Origin of the sequence: Aquibaculum arenosum, assembly GCF_029222965.1 — a bacterium.
Classification (GTDB): Bacteria; Pseudomonadota; Alphaproteobacteria; order Kiloniellales; family DSM-21159; genus Aquibaculum; species Aquibaculum arenosum.
Genome location: NZ_JARHUD010000014.1, coordinates 1 through 14,991, shown reverse-complemented (window position 1 = coordinate 14,991; position 14,991 = coordinate 1). Strand labels below are relative to the sequence as shown.

7 protein-coding genes are annotated in these 14,991 nt (G+C 66.7%); 4 read left to right on the top strand and 3 right to left on the bottom strand.

The window, feature by feature from the left end; all coding sequences use genetic code 11:
• The first annotated feature begins 101 nt into the window (after positions 1–101).
• Both P2G67_RS15730 and P2G67_RS15725 read left to right on the top strand, forming a co-directional pair.
• The gene (locus tag P2G67_RS15730; protein ID WP_275824244.1) at positions 102–1,427 is read left to right on the top strand and encodes a capsule polysaccharide biogenesis protein; all 1,326 of its coding nucleotides are present in this window, start codon (positions 102–104) and stop codon (positions 1,425–1,427) included.
• Positions 1,424–2,212 carry an SDR family NAD(P)-dependent oxidoreductase gene (locus tag P2G67_RS15725; protein ID WP_275824243.1) on the top strand — a complete coding sequence of 263 codons (789 nt, stop codon included), beginning with the start codon at positions 1,424–1,426 and terminating at the stop codon, positions 2,210–2,212. Before P2G67_RS15730 ends, P2G67_RS15725 begins: the two co-directional genes overlap by 4 nt.
• A 9-nt stretch (positions 2,213–2,221) precedes the next feature.
• Here P2G67_RS15725 and P2G67_RS15720 read toward each other — a convergent pair whose 3' ends face one another.
• The 3 genes from P2G67_RS15720 to P2G67_RS15710 form a co-directional block, all read right to left on the bottom strand.
• On the bottom strand, positions 2,222–3,370 hold the full coding sequence (locus tag P2G67_RS15720) for a hypothetical protein (RefSeq protein WP_275824242.1): 1,149 nt from the start codon (positions 3,368–3,370) through the stop codon (positions 2,222–2,224).
• Positions 3,367–4,752 carry an aminotransferase class I/II-fold pyridoxal phosphate-dependent enzyme gene (locus P2G67_RS15715; RefSeq protein WP_275824240.1) on the bottom strand — a complete coding sequence of 462 codons (1,386 nt, stop codon included), beginning with the start codon at positions 4,750–4,752 and terminating at the stop codon, positions 3,367–3,369. Before P2G67_RS15715 ends, P2G67_RS15720 begins: the two co-directional genes overlap by 4 nt.
• A 190-nt stretch (positions 4,753–4,942) precedes the next feature.
• Positions 4,943–12,553 carry a type I polyketide synthase gene (locus P2G67_RS15710; protein WP_275824239.1) on the bottom strand — a complete coding sequence of 2,537 codons (7,611 nt, stop codon included), beginning with the start codon at positions 12,551–12,553 and terminating at the stop codon, positions 4,943–4,945.
• A 550-nt stretch (positions 12,554–13,103) separates the two neighbouring features.
• Between P2G67_RS15710 and P2G67_RS15705 the strand changes: the two genes are divergently transcribed.
• Together P2G67_RS15705 and P2G67_RS15700 are read left to right on the top strand one after the other, a co-directional pair.
• Complete coding sequence (locus tag P2G67_RS15705) at positions 13,104–13,922, top strand: TrmH family RNA methyltransferase (protein ID WP_275824238.1); 819 nt, start codon at positions 13,104–13,106, stop codon at positions 13,920–13,922.
• Entirely contained in the window at positions 13,919–14,809 is an 891-nt protein-coding gene (locus P2G67_RS15700) for a class I SAM-dependent methyltransferase (protein ID WP_275824237.1), read from the top strand. Before P2G67_RS15705 ends, P2G67_RS15700 begins: the two co-directional genes overlap by 4 nt.
• The last annotated feature ends 182 nt before the right edge of the window (positions 14,810–14,991 follow it).

The window sequence follows — 14,991 nt, the reverse complement described above, 5'->3', positions numbered from 1 at the left end:
AACCTTCCAGTATGATGTTACTTGGGGGTAAGTGCAGATCGCGTTGAAACCTTGTGGTTCAGATTTAACGCGATCCGGATTATTGCGGATACACGGAGTTCATGAACGGCTGGCGGGAGCGCGGTGTGCCGGAGGGCGGACCAGAGCAACGACATATCCTGTTTCTGCAGGGGCCAGCTTCGCCGTTTTTCCTTCGGCTGGGCCAGGCATTGAAGAAGCGTGGCCATCGCGTCACCAAGATCAACTTCAACCTGGGCGACGTGCTGTTCTGGCCCCGTGAGGCCAAAGCCTGGCGCGGGCGTTTCAGCCGCTGGCAGGACCATCTGGCAAAGCGGTTGGAGCGCGAGGGCATCACCGACTTGGTGCTCTTCGGCGATTGTCGCAGCTATCATCGGGTCGCCATTGATCTTGCCCGGACACGCGGCATCGCGGTGCACGTTTTCGAGGAAGGCTACCTCCGTCCGAACTGGATCACGTTAGAGCATGGCGGCGTGAACGGCTTCTCAGCGCTGCCGAATACGCCCAACCAGATTCGCCAAGGGGCAGAAGGCCTCGAAGACGCGCAGACGACGCGCCGCAGCGCCTCGGGCCTGCGCAATCGCGTGATCTGGGATGTGGCCTACAACCTGACAACCTCTGCCGGGCGTCTCGTCTATCCTCTCTACCGCCACCATCGCCCCTGGCCGGTGTTGCTCGAGTATGCCTTCTGGCTCAAGCGCCTGGCGCTGATGCCCGTGGAGAAGCGGCGCAGCCGCGCTGCACTGCGCGCCTTGGCCAAAAGCGAGCCCGGCTTCTTCATTTTCCCGCTGCAGCTCGACAGCGATTTTCAGATCCGCGTGCACGCCGACCTCAACAGCATGGAAGACGCGCTGCAGGTCATCTTGCGATCCTTTGCCGACCACGCACCGGCGAACGACCATCTGGTGGTCAAGGCACACCCTCTGGACAACGGCCTGGTCGACCGCCGCCGGCAATGCCGTCGCCTGGCTCGTGCCGCCGGCATCGAGGATCGGGTGCTCTTCATCGAAGGGGGCAACCTCTCCCGGCTGATCGACGACTCCAAAGGCGTGGTCACGGTCAATTCCACTTCGGGCATGGTGGCCTTGCAGCAGAAACGCCCTGTGGCCGTGCTGGGCCGTGCGATCTATCACATCCCCGGACTGACCCATCAGGGCTCCCTCGACAGTTTCTGGAGCGACCCGCGGCGTCCGAAGCCGGACTTGTTGCGCGACTTCGTACGTCTGCTGCAGGCCCGCGCGCTCATCCACGGCAGCTTTTTCACCGAGGAGGGGCTGGAGGCAGCGATCAAGGGAGCGATCGAGCGCATCGAATCGACCCCACCGGGGTGGCGACCCATCCCGGTGGGCGACAGCGGACGCGCGCCGGCCCCCGCCACTGTCACGCCGCGCGCGGTGGCGGCAGAGTGAGCGACGCCCGACAACCCGGCACACTGGTCCTGACCGGCGCCAGCGGCGGGATCGGCGCCGCCCTGGCCCTTGCCTACGCTGAACCCGGACGCAGCATGGCGCTTATCGGTCGGAATGCCGAACGTTTGGCCGCCAGTGCCGCAGCCTGCGAAGCCCGCGGCGCGCAAGTGACCACGGCGCAGATCGACGTCACCGATGCCGAGGCACTGTGCACCTGGCTGCGGGAGTTCGACCGCCAGACACCGGTCGAGATCCTGATCGCCAACGCGGGCATTTCCGGCGGCCGCGGCCCCGACGGGCGCCTGGAAGACCAGGCCACGGCCACGCGGCAGCTGCGCGTCAACCTGGAAGGCGCGGTAAACACCGTGCACGCACTGCTGGAGCCCATGCACCGGCGCAAGCATGGCCGCATCGTGCTGATGAGTTCCCTTTCCGCCCTGCGCGCCCTGCCCGACGCCCCCGCCTACAGCGCCAGCAAGGCGGGACTGCTGGCCTATGGCGATGCCCTGCGCGGCACCCTGCGCCGCAAGGGCATCAGCGTCACCGTCATCTGCCCGGGCTTCGTCACCAGTCCCATGAGCGCACGCTATCTCGGTCCGCGCCCAGGCGAACTGCCTGCAGATCGGGCGGCCGCACTGATGCGCCGCGGCATCGACCGCGGACGGGCCCATGTGGTCTTTCCGGCCCATCTCGGGCTGGCGATGCGCGCCAGCCACTTTCTGCCTGCCACGCTCTCCGACGCCATCATGCGCCGCTTCGGCTTTCGCATCGCGCCGGAGGAGTGACCCCTCGGCCTACAGGTGTTTCTCGTAGACCCTGAAGGTCTTGTAGTGGCTGGCCGGTAGGCTGTCGCAGAGATTGAGGACATGGCGGTTGTGGGCCAGCATCCAGGAGATCTCCATGCGCTCGATCCCGGCCTGTTGCGCGTTCTCGACGGCGCGGGCCATCAGGGCGGCAACAGCCATGCCGCCGACCCGCGTGCCGCGGAAGCGCCGACGCAGGCCGATCATCGGGATGCGGCTTGAGCACAGGCCCTGGACTTTGAGGCGCCAGAGAAGGCGCGACCAGCCCATCGGCCAGAGCTTGCCGTCGAGACCTGCCAGGGCTTCGTTGGTATTGGGGACCTGGGAGACCACTGCGATGGCCTCGCCCTGCCAGTAGGCGAGCGTGATCCAGTCCAGCTTCAGAAGCGGCCGGACCACCCGGGCGATCAAACGGGCCTCGCCCTCACTCACCGGCACGGCCTTCCAGTTGTCGGCCCAGGCGTCGTTGTAGACCTCGTTGACCAGAACCATGTCGCGCAGGAATGAGCGGCGGGACATGGTGCGGATGGTCAGGGACTCCCTTTCCTTCCAGCGCTGCAGGCTCGCCTCCACCCGTTCCGGGTAGCGGCTCTCCGCCGGCCGGCAGAGATAGGCATAGAGGTCCATGATCCCGTGCAGGCCGGCAGCCTCCAGATGGCGCGCGTACCAGGGCTGGGCATGATTGGTGCGCATCATCGGCGGCGTGTCGAAGCCCTCGACCAGCAGCCCGGCCTCATGGTTGATCGACGCGCTGAAGGGGCCATTCATCTTGGTCAGACCATGGCCTTTCAGCCAGGTTCCGGCCTGGTTGATCAGCGCGGCGAAGATGGCAGGATCGTCGATGGCTTCCAGGAAGCCGAACTGCCCGGCGCCGTCCTTATGCCGGGCCAGGTGGGCCTCGTTGCGCACGGCAATGATCCGCCCAACCGGCCGACCGTCGCGCAGCGCCACCCAGGGCTGGACGTCATTCTCTTGCAGGAAGACGTTGCGCCGGGGATCGAGGATCAGATGCATTTCGTGGTCGAGGGGACAGACCCAGTTCGGATCATGCCCCTGGGCCACACGCGCGGCATCGGCGAAGGCGGCAATGTCCCGACGATCACGAACCGGGCGCAGTTCGAGCCCGGCGGCCGCCGTCATGAGTCCTGATGCTCGGGCATTGCCATCCGCAGCGCATACTCGCGCAGATTCCGCCCCTTGGCCCGCAACGCGCCAAGCTCCTCGGCGGTCACAGCCACGGTCTCGCGGATCTGCTCTTCCTCATGCTCGCAGGTGAGGAAGAAGCGCAGGCGGGCGGATTTCTCGGGAACCGCCGGATAGACGATTGGCAGTGCGTTGATGCCCCGTTCCAGCAGACGGTGGCCCAGGCGGGCCGCCAGCACCGAGTTGCCCACAATCACCGGAACGACGGAGTAGCCGGCGCTCGGGCCGACATCGAGGCCGGCCGCCCGGGCGGTTTCCAGGAAGTAATGGCCGCGCGCCTGCAGCCGTGCCACCCGCTCCGGCTCGCGCAGCATGACCTGGATCGAGGCATGGGCTGCAGCCGCGATGGGCGGCGGCATGCCCACACTGTAGACGAAGCCCGGCGCCGTGTACTTGAGATACTCGACGAAATCGGAGCGGCTGGCGATATAGCCGCCGCAGCCCGAAAGTGTCTTGCTCAGCGTCCCCATCCAGAGATCGACGTCATGTGGGTCGATGCCGCAGTGCTCGGCAATGCCGCGCCCGGTCTTACCCAGCACCCCCAGGGAGTGCGCCTCATCGACCAGCAGGATGGCGTCGTAGCGGTTCTTGATATCGATGAAGGCCGCCAGGTCCGGCAGGTCGCCGTCCATGGAGTAGACGCCCTCGAGCAGGATCAGCACCCGGTCATAGCGCTTGCGCTGTTCTGCCAGCAGACGCTCGACCGCTTGGGGATCGTTGTGCGGGAAAGCGATGCGCCGCGCCCCGGCCAAAACCGCTCCCTGCACTCCGGAGTTATGCATCCAGGAATCGTAGAGGATCAGGTCGCGCTGGCCCATGATGTGGCCGATGGTGGTCACGTTGGTGGCGTGGCCGCTGACCATGACCACCGCGTCCTCGACGCCGTGCAGGTCGGCAATCGCCCGTTCAAGCTGCGCATGGACCGGCCGTTCACCGGCGACCAGACGGCTGGCCGAGGCCGAGGTGCCATAGCGTTCCATGGCCTCGATCGCTGCCGCATTGACCTCCGGGTGACCGTTCAGGCCGAGGTAGTTGTAGGAGGCAAAGTTGAGCACCTCCTGCCCGCCGATAGAGCTTGTCGCACCGGCCCGCCCATCATGCACCTGGAAGAAGGGGTTATCGAGATCGAGCACCCCGGCAGCATTCTTTTGCATATGGAACTGCTTGAATCCCGGGATGGAGTCCAGGCCGTTCGACGTCGCCTTCGCCTTGCGCGCAGGCGCCGCAGAAGCCTCCTGGCCGCGCCCTTCGCGTCGGCGGCGGGCCGCCAGGAACTCCTCGACCAGGCGCTGCTTGGCCCGGTTGGTAAAGTCGCTCACCTGCGTTCAACTCCTTTGGACCGTGCGACACGTGCAGTGCCGGACAGCATGGGAACGGGGCCGACCGCGCCTCCGGGCTCGCGAATGCCCGGACCCCGGCGCACCTTCGTCATCCACTGTCAGCAGATAGAATCGTGCCTCGGGAAGAGCAGCGCAAGGGGCAGGTGGCCACGAGCGGTGACGCGAGCGATCAGCCGACTCGTGCCACGCCGCTGTCACCCTCACCCGCGCCATCGGTCAGTCCCAGTTCTTCCAGGTCCTGCTCGTCCAGATGCTGGCGAGCCAAAGCCAAGGCCTCGTCGCGCTCGTCGACCTTGTCCTCGCCGCTGATCAGACGACCGGCCAGGCGTGCAGCCACCCCATCCAGTGTCGCGCCGTCCGAGAGCGACATGAGGGGAACCTCGATGCTCAGCCGCTGTTCGGCCGCCATGCGCAACTCGAGCGCCATCAGCGAGTCCATGCCCAGTTCCGCCAGCGGACGGTGGCGGTCGACCTCCTCAGCCGGCAGACGCAGGATGCGCGCCACCTCGTCGGCCAACAATCCGGAAATGAGCTCGCGGGCGGCACCGGCGTCCATGCCCTCGACCATCTTGCGCAGGTCGATCTTGTCTTCCACCTCGCCGCCGCCGCTGTCGGCCTCCGCCGCCATTTCACGGAAGCCCGGTTGCGAGAGGATGGGCAACTCACCCTTGGCCGAACGCCAATCGATCCGGGCATAGACCGGGCTGGCATTGGCTGGTTCGGTAGCGCCTTGCACCAGAATGCGCTCCAGCCCGTCCAGCGCCTCGCGCGCACCCAGCGACTGGCGCCCCAGACGGCGGGAGAGCGATTCGCTCACCTCGGCGTGGCGGGCCAGATAACCGGCGTCACCGATGGCGCCCCAGGCCACCGCCACCGCCGGCAGACCCTCGGCGCGCCGCTGGCGGGCAAGAGACTCCAGATAGGCATTGGCGGCGACATAGTTCGCCTGCCCGGGGTTGCCCACCGTGGTGGTGGCCGAGGAGTAGAGAACAAAGAGGTCGAGCGGCAGGTCGAGCGTCGCGCGATGCAGGTTCCAGGCACCGTCCACCTTGGGCTGCAGCACCTTATCGAAGCGCTCCCGATCCAGGTTGGCGATGAGGCCATCCTCCAGGACCATCGCGGTGTGCAACACGCCGCGCAGCGGCGGCATCTCCGCCTTGGCCCGCGCGATCACGGCCTCCACCGCGGCCTGATCAGCCAGGTCGCAGGCTTCCACCACCACCGTGGCACCGGCCGCCTGCAGCGCCTCCACGCCGGCGCGTGCTGCATCGCTTGATGCGCCGCTTCGACCGAGGAGCAGCAGGTGCCGTGCGCCGTGGCGGACCAGCCACTGTGCCGTTTCCAGCCCGAATCCCCCCAGGCCGCCGGCAACCAGATAAGTGGCGTCGGCCGCCAGCTCGAGCGCCTTGGTGCGCTCCGGAAGGCGACGAGCCTCCACCGGAGGGGCGGCCACGACGATCTTGCCGATGTGCCCGGACTGCTGCATCAGCCGGAAGGCCTGCACGGCCTCTTCATGGTCGAAGCGCCGATACGGCAAGGGACGCAGATGCCCCTCGCGGAAGAGTTCAACCATCTCCCGGAACAAGCGCCCGGCGAGCTGCGGCCGGCGGGTCAGCAGCTGATCCGCATCGATGCCGAAGTAGGAGATATTCTGGCGGAAAGGCCGCAGTCCCAAACGACTGCCGCCGTAGAAGTCGCGTTTGCCGAGCTCAAGGAAGCGTCCAAAGGGGCGCAGGATCTGCAGGCTGCGCTCCATGGCTTCGCCAGCCAGGGAGTTCAGCACCACATCCACCCCCTCGCCGTCGGTCAGCTCCATAACGCCGTCAGCAAACTCCAGGCTGCGGGAGTCGAGAACATGATCGGCGCCCAGCAGGCGCAGCAGCGCACGCTTCTCGGGCGAACCGGCCGTGGCAAAGACCTCGGCGCCGCGCCACTTGGCAAGCTGCAGCGCCGCCAGACCGACGCCACCGGCGCCGCCATGCACCAGCACCCGCTCGCCCTCTTCCAGCTGCGCCAAATGCGTGAGCGCGTAGTAGGCGGTGAAGAAGGCGCTGGGCACCGTTGCCGCCTGCTCGAAGCTGAGATCGCCGGGGATCGGGGCAACCGCCCGCGTCGAGACCGTCACATGACTGGCAAAGCAGGCCGGCGCGAAGGACAACACCCGCATGCCTGTCTGCATGCCGGTAACGCCCTCGCCCACCGCGGTGATGACGCCGGCACACTCCATGCCCAGGGTCGGCCCGGCAAAGCCTTCCTCCAGCGCCTCGTCGGGCAACAGTCCCATTGCCCACATGACATCCCGGAAATTGAGCCCCGTGGCCGCAACCTCGATCTCCACCTCGCCCGGTCCGGGCAGGCGGCGACGCATGGGCGTCCAGGTCAGCTGGTCGAGAGATCCAGCCCGGCGCATTTCCAGGCGCAGGCCCGCTTCGCGCCTCCGGCGCCCGCCGGTTTCCGGCCGGCGCGGCAGGCCGCGACGCAGGCGCAGGGCATGGCGACCATGGTCGTTGATCACCAGCTCATGTTCATTCGTCGGCCGCAGCACCTCCACGGCCACCAGAGACGCCATCCGGGCAGGCTCGTAATCCGGAGCCGGATCGATCATACGAATCCGCACATCGGCATACTCGTTGGCGGCGACACGGCCAAAGCCCCAAAGCGCCGCCTGCACCGGCCGCTCCGCCTCGCCGCCGGCGACATGCTGCATGGCCCCCGGCGTCACCAGCCAGAGGCCTGCATCCTTCACCGACAAGGCCTTCAGGGCCGCCATTGCCACGGTGCAGCGTTCGGCCGCGGCAGCGCTGGGATGCGACTCCTCGGCCAGAGCACCGTAGAGGTGGATCACATCCAGGCTCTCGCCGTCGCCGACCTGCAGCTCCTTGATCAGGCTTTCCAGCCAGGCCTGGTCACTGCAATCGCCGCTGCGAACATCGATTGCGGCATCGGCCTCGTCGGAAGCCGCAGCGCCTTCGGCACCCGCAATAACCACCTGGCGACCAGCTTCGCTCAACTGCTGTGCCAGGTCGCTGGCCAGAGTCCGGCTCTCGGCATCCGCCAGGATCAAGGCCGATCCGGCGGTTGCCGGCGGCACCGAGCGCACCGCCCGCACCGCGTTGCGTGCGATCAGCAGTGACTGCTCAGGGCCCGGCCCTGCCAAGGGCAAGCACTCGATGGCCGGAAAATCACCCGCTTCCAGCGCCGTGCGCCAGGCCGAAGCTTCCTTGAGCGGTCCGCTGGCATGGGTGGGGCCACCCTCGCCCCACCATTCCGCACGCACACCAAAGAGCAGGTCGTAGAAGGGGCTGGGCTCAGGCTCGGCTGCCACCAGCAGGCCGCCACCGGCCATACAGGAACGAAGGTTGGCAAGCTGCTCCGCGGTGCCGGCCGCACGGTAAAGACCGCCGGCGCACACCACGAGATCAAAGGGCCCCAGATCCGCCTTGGGCTCTTTGGTGAAGTCGAGGGTTTCCACCTCGAGATTGGGTTGCGGCCCCAGACTCACCCGCAGACGCTCGACCGCGCGCTTGTCAGGATCGCTGGCCAGGTAGGAGAAACGCTCCGTCGGCAGGATGCGCAACAGTCGGCGGCTCAGAGAGCCGGTGCCGCTGGCCAACTCGAGGATGCGCACCGGGCGTTCCGCCGGCCAGTCGGCCACGATCGCCTCGACCGCGGCAACCACGGCCGCATAGGTGGTGCGGCGCGCCGGCGAGGCGTCGGTCAACTGATCGAGCAACGCCGCGGCATAGGGCAGTTCTGCCGGGGGCGGCGTGCGGCCGTCCAGCAAACCGGGCAGCAGCTCCATGAGGCGCGCCGTCAGCGCCACTTCGGCTAGCCGGTCCGGATGCTCCGACGCCACAAGATTCAGGACATCGGCGGCCGGCGGAAACTGGCCGCTGTCGATCAGGCGCCAACCGGTGTCCTCGTCATACTGGGTTGCGCCATCCTCTTCGAGCAGACGCAGGATACGGCCAAAGAGGGGAGCGACCTCGGGCGACAGCCGACCGGCAACCATCAGGTCGTCGAGCGTGAAAGGTGCATCGCTGTGGCCGAGCGCCTCGGAGAGTGCATCGAAGGCGAGCGATCGGATGGCTCCGTCCAGCAGCAGCCAGCTTTCCTCCGGCGCAGCTTCCTCGCTGCGCGCAAAGCCAGCTTCCGTCAGCGTGCCGCGCAGATTCGTCGGGGTCGGCGTTGCCGAGCTGTCGATCTCGCTCGCACCCAGTTCCGGTCGGGCAACGAAGCGGAACTCCAACTGTCCCTCGTCCTGCGCATGCGACAAGGCCACGGCACGGAAACGGCAGTCGTCCAGCGCGACCACGCAGGTCCCGCTCTCATCGAACAGCCGGAAGCCGACCGCAACAGATCGCGGTGACACGGAGGCGATTTCGATCAGCGCTTCGCGCGGCTCTCCTCCCTCGGCCAGCCGCCGCACGCGCCCAAGGCGCGCCGGCAGGAACGCGGTGTTGGCGGGGATTTCCGCCGTTTCCTCAAGCAGCGCGAAAAGCCCATGGAAAACCGCATCGAGGGTGGTCGGATGCAGCAGATAGCGCGAAGGTTCAATCAGCTCTTGCGGCAGTTCGTCGGAAAGTCGCACCCGTGCCTGGCGCTCGCCTAGGATGTCGACCTTCTGGACCCGCGCGAAGGCCGGGCCGTAGTTCAGCCCGAAGCGGCGGGCAGTGGCATAGATGTCGGGGCCGGAAACCGAGCGCCCCTGGAACCCTCTGGCATCAGGGAGCGTGGCAGACAGGCTCGGCGAAGGCAGGCGCGCCAAGCGGCCGCGCAGATGCTGATTCCAGCCGGACTCTTCCTCACGGCTGCGACTGAAGACCTCGAAGACCAGACCGTCGTCGGAAAGGCGCAGTTGCACCTCGCGCATACGCTCGCCGTCAAAAACCAACGGCCTGACGATCTCCATGTCTTGGATCTCAAGATCGCCGGTGCCGAGCCACTGCTCGCCCGCCGCCAGGGCCATTTCGACGAATCCGGCTGCTGGGAAGACGACGGCGTCCTCAACGCAGTGATCGGCCAGATAGGGCAGGAGCTCGTGATCCAGGTGCACCGTCCACACCGGCAGTTCCGGGCGCGGATGGTAGCCGAGCAGAGGATGGTCTCCTTCCCCACCCGACAGGTTCCAGGCTTCCTGCGTCGGATCGACGCGGTAGGTCTTGCGCTGCCACGGATAGCTCGGAAGCGGTACGAAGGACCCGCGCTCCGGCAGTGCCAGCGCCTCGTCGATCGGCGCACCGGCCGCAAACGCCCGCGCCAGGACGCCGCGCACCGGATCCACGCCGGCGGCATCGTTGCGATCGAGCGCCGGCAAGACGCGTCCATTTGCTCCGGCGTGGCGCAGGCTGTCGTTGATATAGCCCTGCAGCACCGGCCGCGGGCCGATCTCCAAAAAGAGCCCGTGGCCCTGTTCGCCCAGGCGCGTTATCGCATCGCGGAAACGCACCGGCTCACGCACGTTGCGCCACCAGTAGTCAGCCGTCAGCTCTTTGCCGTCCAGCAACTCACCGGTGACGGTTGAGACGAAGGGGATGACAGTGGACTGCGGTGTCAGCTCGGCCAGGTCCTGCAGCAGCGGCTCGCGCACCGGCTCCATCAGGGGACCGTGGAAGGGGTAGTCCAACTCCAGGCGGCGCAGCGGCCAACGCCGCTTGCGCGCTTCTGCCGCGAAAGACTTCAGCAGTTCACCCTGGCCGGAAATCGTGATCGACCGCGGTCCGTTAATCGCCGCGATCTGTAGCCCCTCCCACCGAGGATCGGCAAGCACTTCGGCCGCATCCTCAGCCGAAAGCAGCAGGGCGGCCATGCTGCCCGCGCCGTGGGTGCTCTCCTGGTGCAGGCTGCGGGCGTGGACGACATGCACCGCCTGCTCGAGCGTCAAGGCGCCGGACACGTATGCGGCGGCCACCTCACCGACGCTGTGGCCTGCCACGGCACCGGGCTTCAGCCCCCAGGCAGCCAGAGCGTCGACCAGTCCCACCTGCAGCGCGAAAAGCAGCGGCTGGGCGACTTCGGCGCGGCGCAGCTTTTCGCCCAGATCATCGGCCTGAAAGGCCTCGATCAGCGACCAACCGGCCCGCGCAATGAACAGCGCATCGACGCTCTCCACGCTTGCACGATAGGCGGCGTTTCGCTCGAAAGCCTCGCGCCCCATGCCGGCCCACTGTGATCCGTTTCCGGCAAAGAGGAATGCCGGCGCCTCGCTTCCCGCAATGGTGCGTCCAAACGCCGCCCGGCTCTTCTCGCCGGCTTCAGCGGCTGCAAGCTGCTCGAACAGCGCTTCCGGGCTGTCCTCCCACAGCACCATGCGATGCTCGAGCCGGTCACGCTGACTGGCCGCTGCTGCAACCAACGCGCGCTTTTCATCGCGGTCGGCCTGCTCCAGGCGCTCGCGGTAGGCACTGACCATGGCGCGCAAAGCCGGTTCGCAGCGCGCAGACAGGATCAGGGGGGCGATTTCTTCCGCTGCGCTCGCACGGCGCTGCGGACGCTCGGCATCGCGGATCACTGCATGAACGTTGGTACCGCCAAAGCCGAAGGAGTTGATGCCGGCGTAGCGCAGCGCACCATTGCGGGGCAGCGGCAGAGCCCGGGCCGCCACGCTGAGGTTCAACTCGTCGAAGGGAATGTTGGGGTTTGGCGTTTCGAAATGCAGTGAGGCAGGCAGCAGATCCCGCTCTAGGGCGAGCAGCGCCTTGAGCACGCCGACCAAACCCGAGGCCGGCTCGAGATGGCCGACGTTGGTCTTGGCGGACCCAATGGGCAGGCTCTGGCCGCGGCGCTGACCCAGGACGCGCCCGATCGACAGCGCCTCCGAGGGATCGCCAACCTGCGTGCCGGTCCCGTGGGCCTCGATGAAGGCGAGGTTCTCAGGGTCGATGTCCGCCGATTGGTAGACATCCTGCAGCAGCGCAGCCTGGGACTCACTTGACGGCAGGGACAAGCCCACCGTGCGGCCGTCGGCATTGGTGCCGGTTGCAGCCAACACCGCGCGCACCCGATGCCCTGCATCGCGCGCCCGATCCACCGACTGCAGAATGACCGCGACACAGCCTTCGGCTCGCACATAACCATCCGCGCTCGCATCGAAAGCGTGGCAGAGTCCGCTGGGGGACAGCATGGAGGCGCGCGAAAAACCCATGAATGGAAAGGGGCTGAGCAGCAGGTTCACACCCGCAACAACCGCCGTATCCACATGACCCGCGCGAATAGCTGTGGCCGCCTGGTGCAAAGCCAGCAGCGAAGAGGAGCAAGCCGTATCGAGGGTGAAGCTGGGACCGCGCAGATCAAAGAAATAGGAGATGCGATTGGAGATGATGCTCAGCGTGTTGCCGGTCATGAAATGCATGTCACCGGACTTGGGGTCGTTCTGACGCACGCTGGCGTAGTCGGTGCCGGACGCACCGACATAAACGCCGGCGCCCGAACCACTCAGGGAACTCGGCCGCAGGCCGGCGTCCTCCATCGCCTCCCAGGTCACTTCCAGCAGAAGGCGCTGCTGCGGATCCATCTGCGCGGCTTCGCGGGGGGAAATGCCGAAAAAGGCGGCATCGAAGTCATAGACGTTGTCGAGAAGGCCCGCGGACAAGGCATAAGTCTTGCCGGGCTCGGAGCGTCGCGGATGCCAGAAGCGCCGCGCCGACCAGCGATCGCCGCCGATCGTGCCGATGGCGTGACGCCCCTCGCTCAGCAGGCTCCAGAAGGAGTCTACATTCGGCGCGCCCGGCAAGCGGCAAGCCGCACCCAGTATCGCAATGTCTTTAAAAGCAGATGTCATGGAGCGCTCAACAAACCAGCCTTGTCGTACGTCTATCGGATGGCGCTAGAGATGCCACAGTCGGCCGCCCCGCACGACGCCGCAGTCTGTGTTAATAATTCGCACCACGACCCCTATTGGATACAGCAACCGCAAGCTCCCCCCTTGCCGCTTTGAAGCCCGGCTCCGCCAAAATTGAGACGGTCGGGCGCTCCCTCTACAACCTGCATCGCAGCAAGTCACGCAACATCAGTCAACCGTAACGCTATTTGAACGTCTGCGGGAGGCTCAGTTTCGCGGTAATCTGAGGAATTTCAGGCCGCCGCGCGCCCCCCAAATGGGGCGGACGCCGAGCCCGCCCGCCTCGGATTCGAAAGCGGCGCGGACCGGCACACGCGCTGAGGCCAATGTGACCACTGCCCCCGAACGGCCGTGACAAATCACAGCTAAGTCGAGCCCGAAAAGGTCTCGGCCCGGCGCCCGTAACCCCGATGATCGACAAATGTCGCCGTCGCGCTATGCTCCGCCGCCGGGCGCAACCCAGCCTGCGATGGCATGCACAGAAGCGGATATGATCAAGCAGATCACCTCAGCGGCCAATCCGCTGATCAAACAGATACGCGCGCTCGAGCGCAAGCGCACCCGCTCGGAGACCGGTCTTTTCGTGGCGGAGGGGGCGCGTTTGGTGCTGGAGGCCGAGGCAGCGGCGGTGCAGCCGGAGACGCTGCTCTTCACGGCCGAGGCGCGTCAGCGTCAAGCCGTGACCGCACTGGTAGAGCGCTTCGACCGGTCCGGCGTGCAGTGCATCGAAACCAGCGAACGGCTGCTCTCCCAGATCACGCGGCGGGAGAACACTCAGAATGTGGTCGCCGTCTACCGGCAGCGCCGGCAGAGCCTGCGCGCACTCGACGCCACGAGCCACCGTCTCTGGGTGGCACTTGAAGAAGTTCGTGACCCCGGCAACCTGGGCACCATCCTGCGCACGGCCGATTCCGTTGGCGCGGGCGGCGTGATCCTGCTCGGACGCTGCTGCGACCCCTTCTCCTTCGAGTGCGTGCGCGCCTCCATGGGCTCGATCTTCGCCGTGGCGCTCGCCGAAGCGGAGCTGTCCGAGCTCCAGACCTGGAGCCAGGCAGCAGGCGGAGCGATCATCGGGACTTCGCTGCGCGCCCGCGGACGCCACGATGCATTGCCGTCCCAGAGCGGCCCGCGCATCGTCATGATGGGCAACGAGCAGGCCGGACTCTCCGCAGAGGCGGAGGCCGCCTGCGATCATCTCGTGCGCATTCCCATGCGCGGCCAGGCCGATTCCCTCAATCTGGCCGTGGCGACTGCCGTCATGCTCTATTCTCTATGGGGAGCCGAAGGCTACCCCGGAGCCCGCCCATGACCGAGGATCTTCGTCTTTCTCCGCGCGTCCTGCTCGCCGACGACTGGCGCGACTATGAGTTGGTGGACAGCGGTAACGGCCACAAGCTGGAGCGCTACGGCCGCTTTCGCTTCGTGCGACCGGAACCGCAGGCGCTCTGGTCACCCAGCCTGCCGGAAGAGGCTTGGAGCGCGGATGGTGTCTTCGATGCGGACGAGACCGACAGCGGGCGCTGGCGCTTCGACAAGGAGGTACCGGAAAGCTGGACCCTGGGCTGGGGACCATTGCGCTTTGCAGCCCGCTGCACCCCGTTCCGCCATCTCGGCTTCTTTCCGGAGCAGGCGCCACACTGGTCTTGGTGCAACGAGCAGCTGAGCGGGCGCGAGACCCCACCCAAGGTTCTGAACCTCTTTGCCTACACAGGACTGGCCTCCTTGGCGGCGGCCAGCGCAGGCGCGGCGGTCACCCATGTGGATGCCTCAAAGAAGTCCATCGGCTACGCCGTGGAGAACCAGAAGCTTTCTGGCATGGAAGAAGCGCCCATCCGCTGGATCGTCGACGACACCATGAAGTTCGTCCGCCGGGAGGTGCGCCGCGGGCGGCGCTACGACGGCATCATTCTCGATCCGCCCAAGTACGGCCGCGGCGCCAAGGGCGAGGTTTGGCGCCTGGAGGACGATCTGCCGGAGTTGCTGGAGCTGGGCCGGCAGCTGCTTTCCGAGCGCCCGGCTTTCCTCTTGCTCACGGTCTATGCGGTGCGCCTGTCCTATCTCGCCATCCAGCAGGCCCTGACCGAGGCGCTGGCGCCGCTGGGCGGCCGGGTGGAAGCCGGGGAGATGGCGCTGCCCGAGACCAGCGGCGGCAGGCTGCTGCCCACCGCGATCTTCGCACGCTGGCGCCCGGATTGAGGCCTGTAGAGCGGATTAACCGCTCAAGTCGCGTCGCTTCGCGAACCCGATTTCGGCGCTCTGCTTGTCTTATGAAGATGGCGGTTCATCGGTAGAAGATGAACCATCGCCGGTGCCTGACCCGCACCGGCGATGGCGGGGGACGGATCGTCGATCTGCCGAGCGACACTGAGCCGAGCTAG

Excerpts from the sequence above, each read along its gene's own strand:
- P2G67_RS15710 (WP_275824239.1), bottom strand. The coding sequence starts at position 12,553 with ATGACATCTGCTTTTAAAGACATTGCGATACTGGGTGCGGCTTGCCGC.
- P2G67_RS15705 (WP_275824238.1), top strand. The coding sequence starts at position 13,104 with ATGATCAAGCAGATCACCTCAGCGGCCAATCCGCTGATCAAACAGATA.
- P2G67_RS15700 (WP_275824237.1), top strand. The coding sequence starts at position 13,919 with ATGACCGAGGATCTTCGTCTTTCTCCGCGCGTCCTGCTCGCCGACGAC.
- P2G67_RS15730 (WP_275824244.1), top strand. The coding sequence starts at position 102 with ATGAACGGCTGGCGGGAGCGCGGTGTGCCGGAGGGCGGACCAGAGCAA.
- P2G67_RS15720 (WP_275824242.1), bottom strand. The coding sequence starts at position 3,370 with ATGACGGCGGCCGCCGGGCTCGAACTGCGCCCGGTTCGTGATCGTCGG.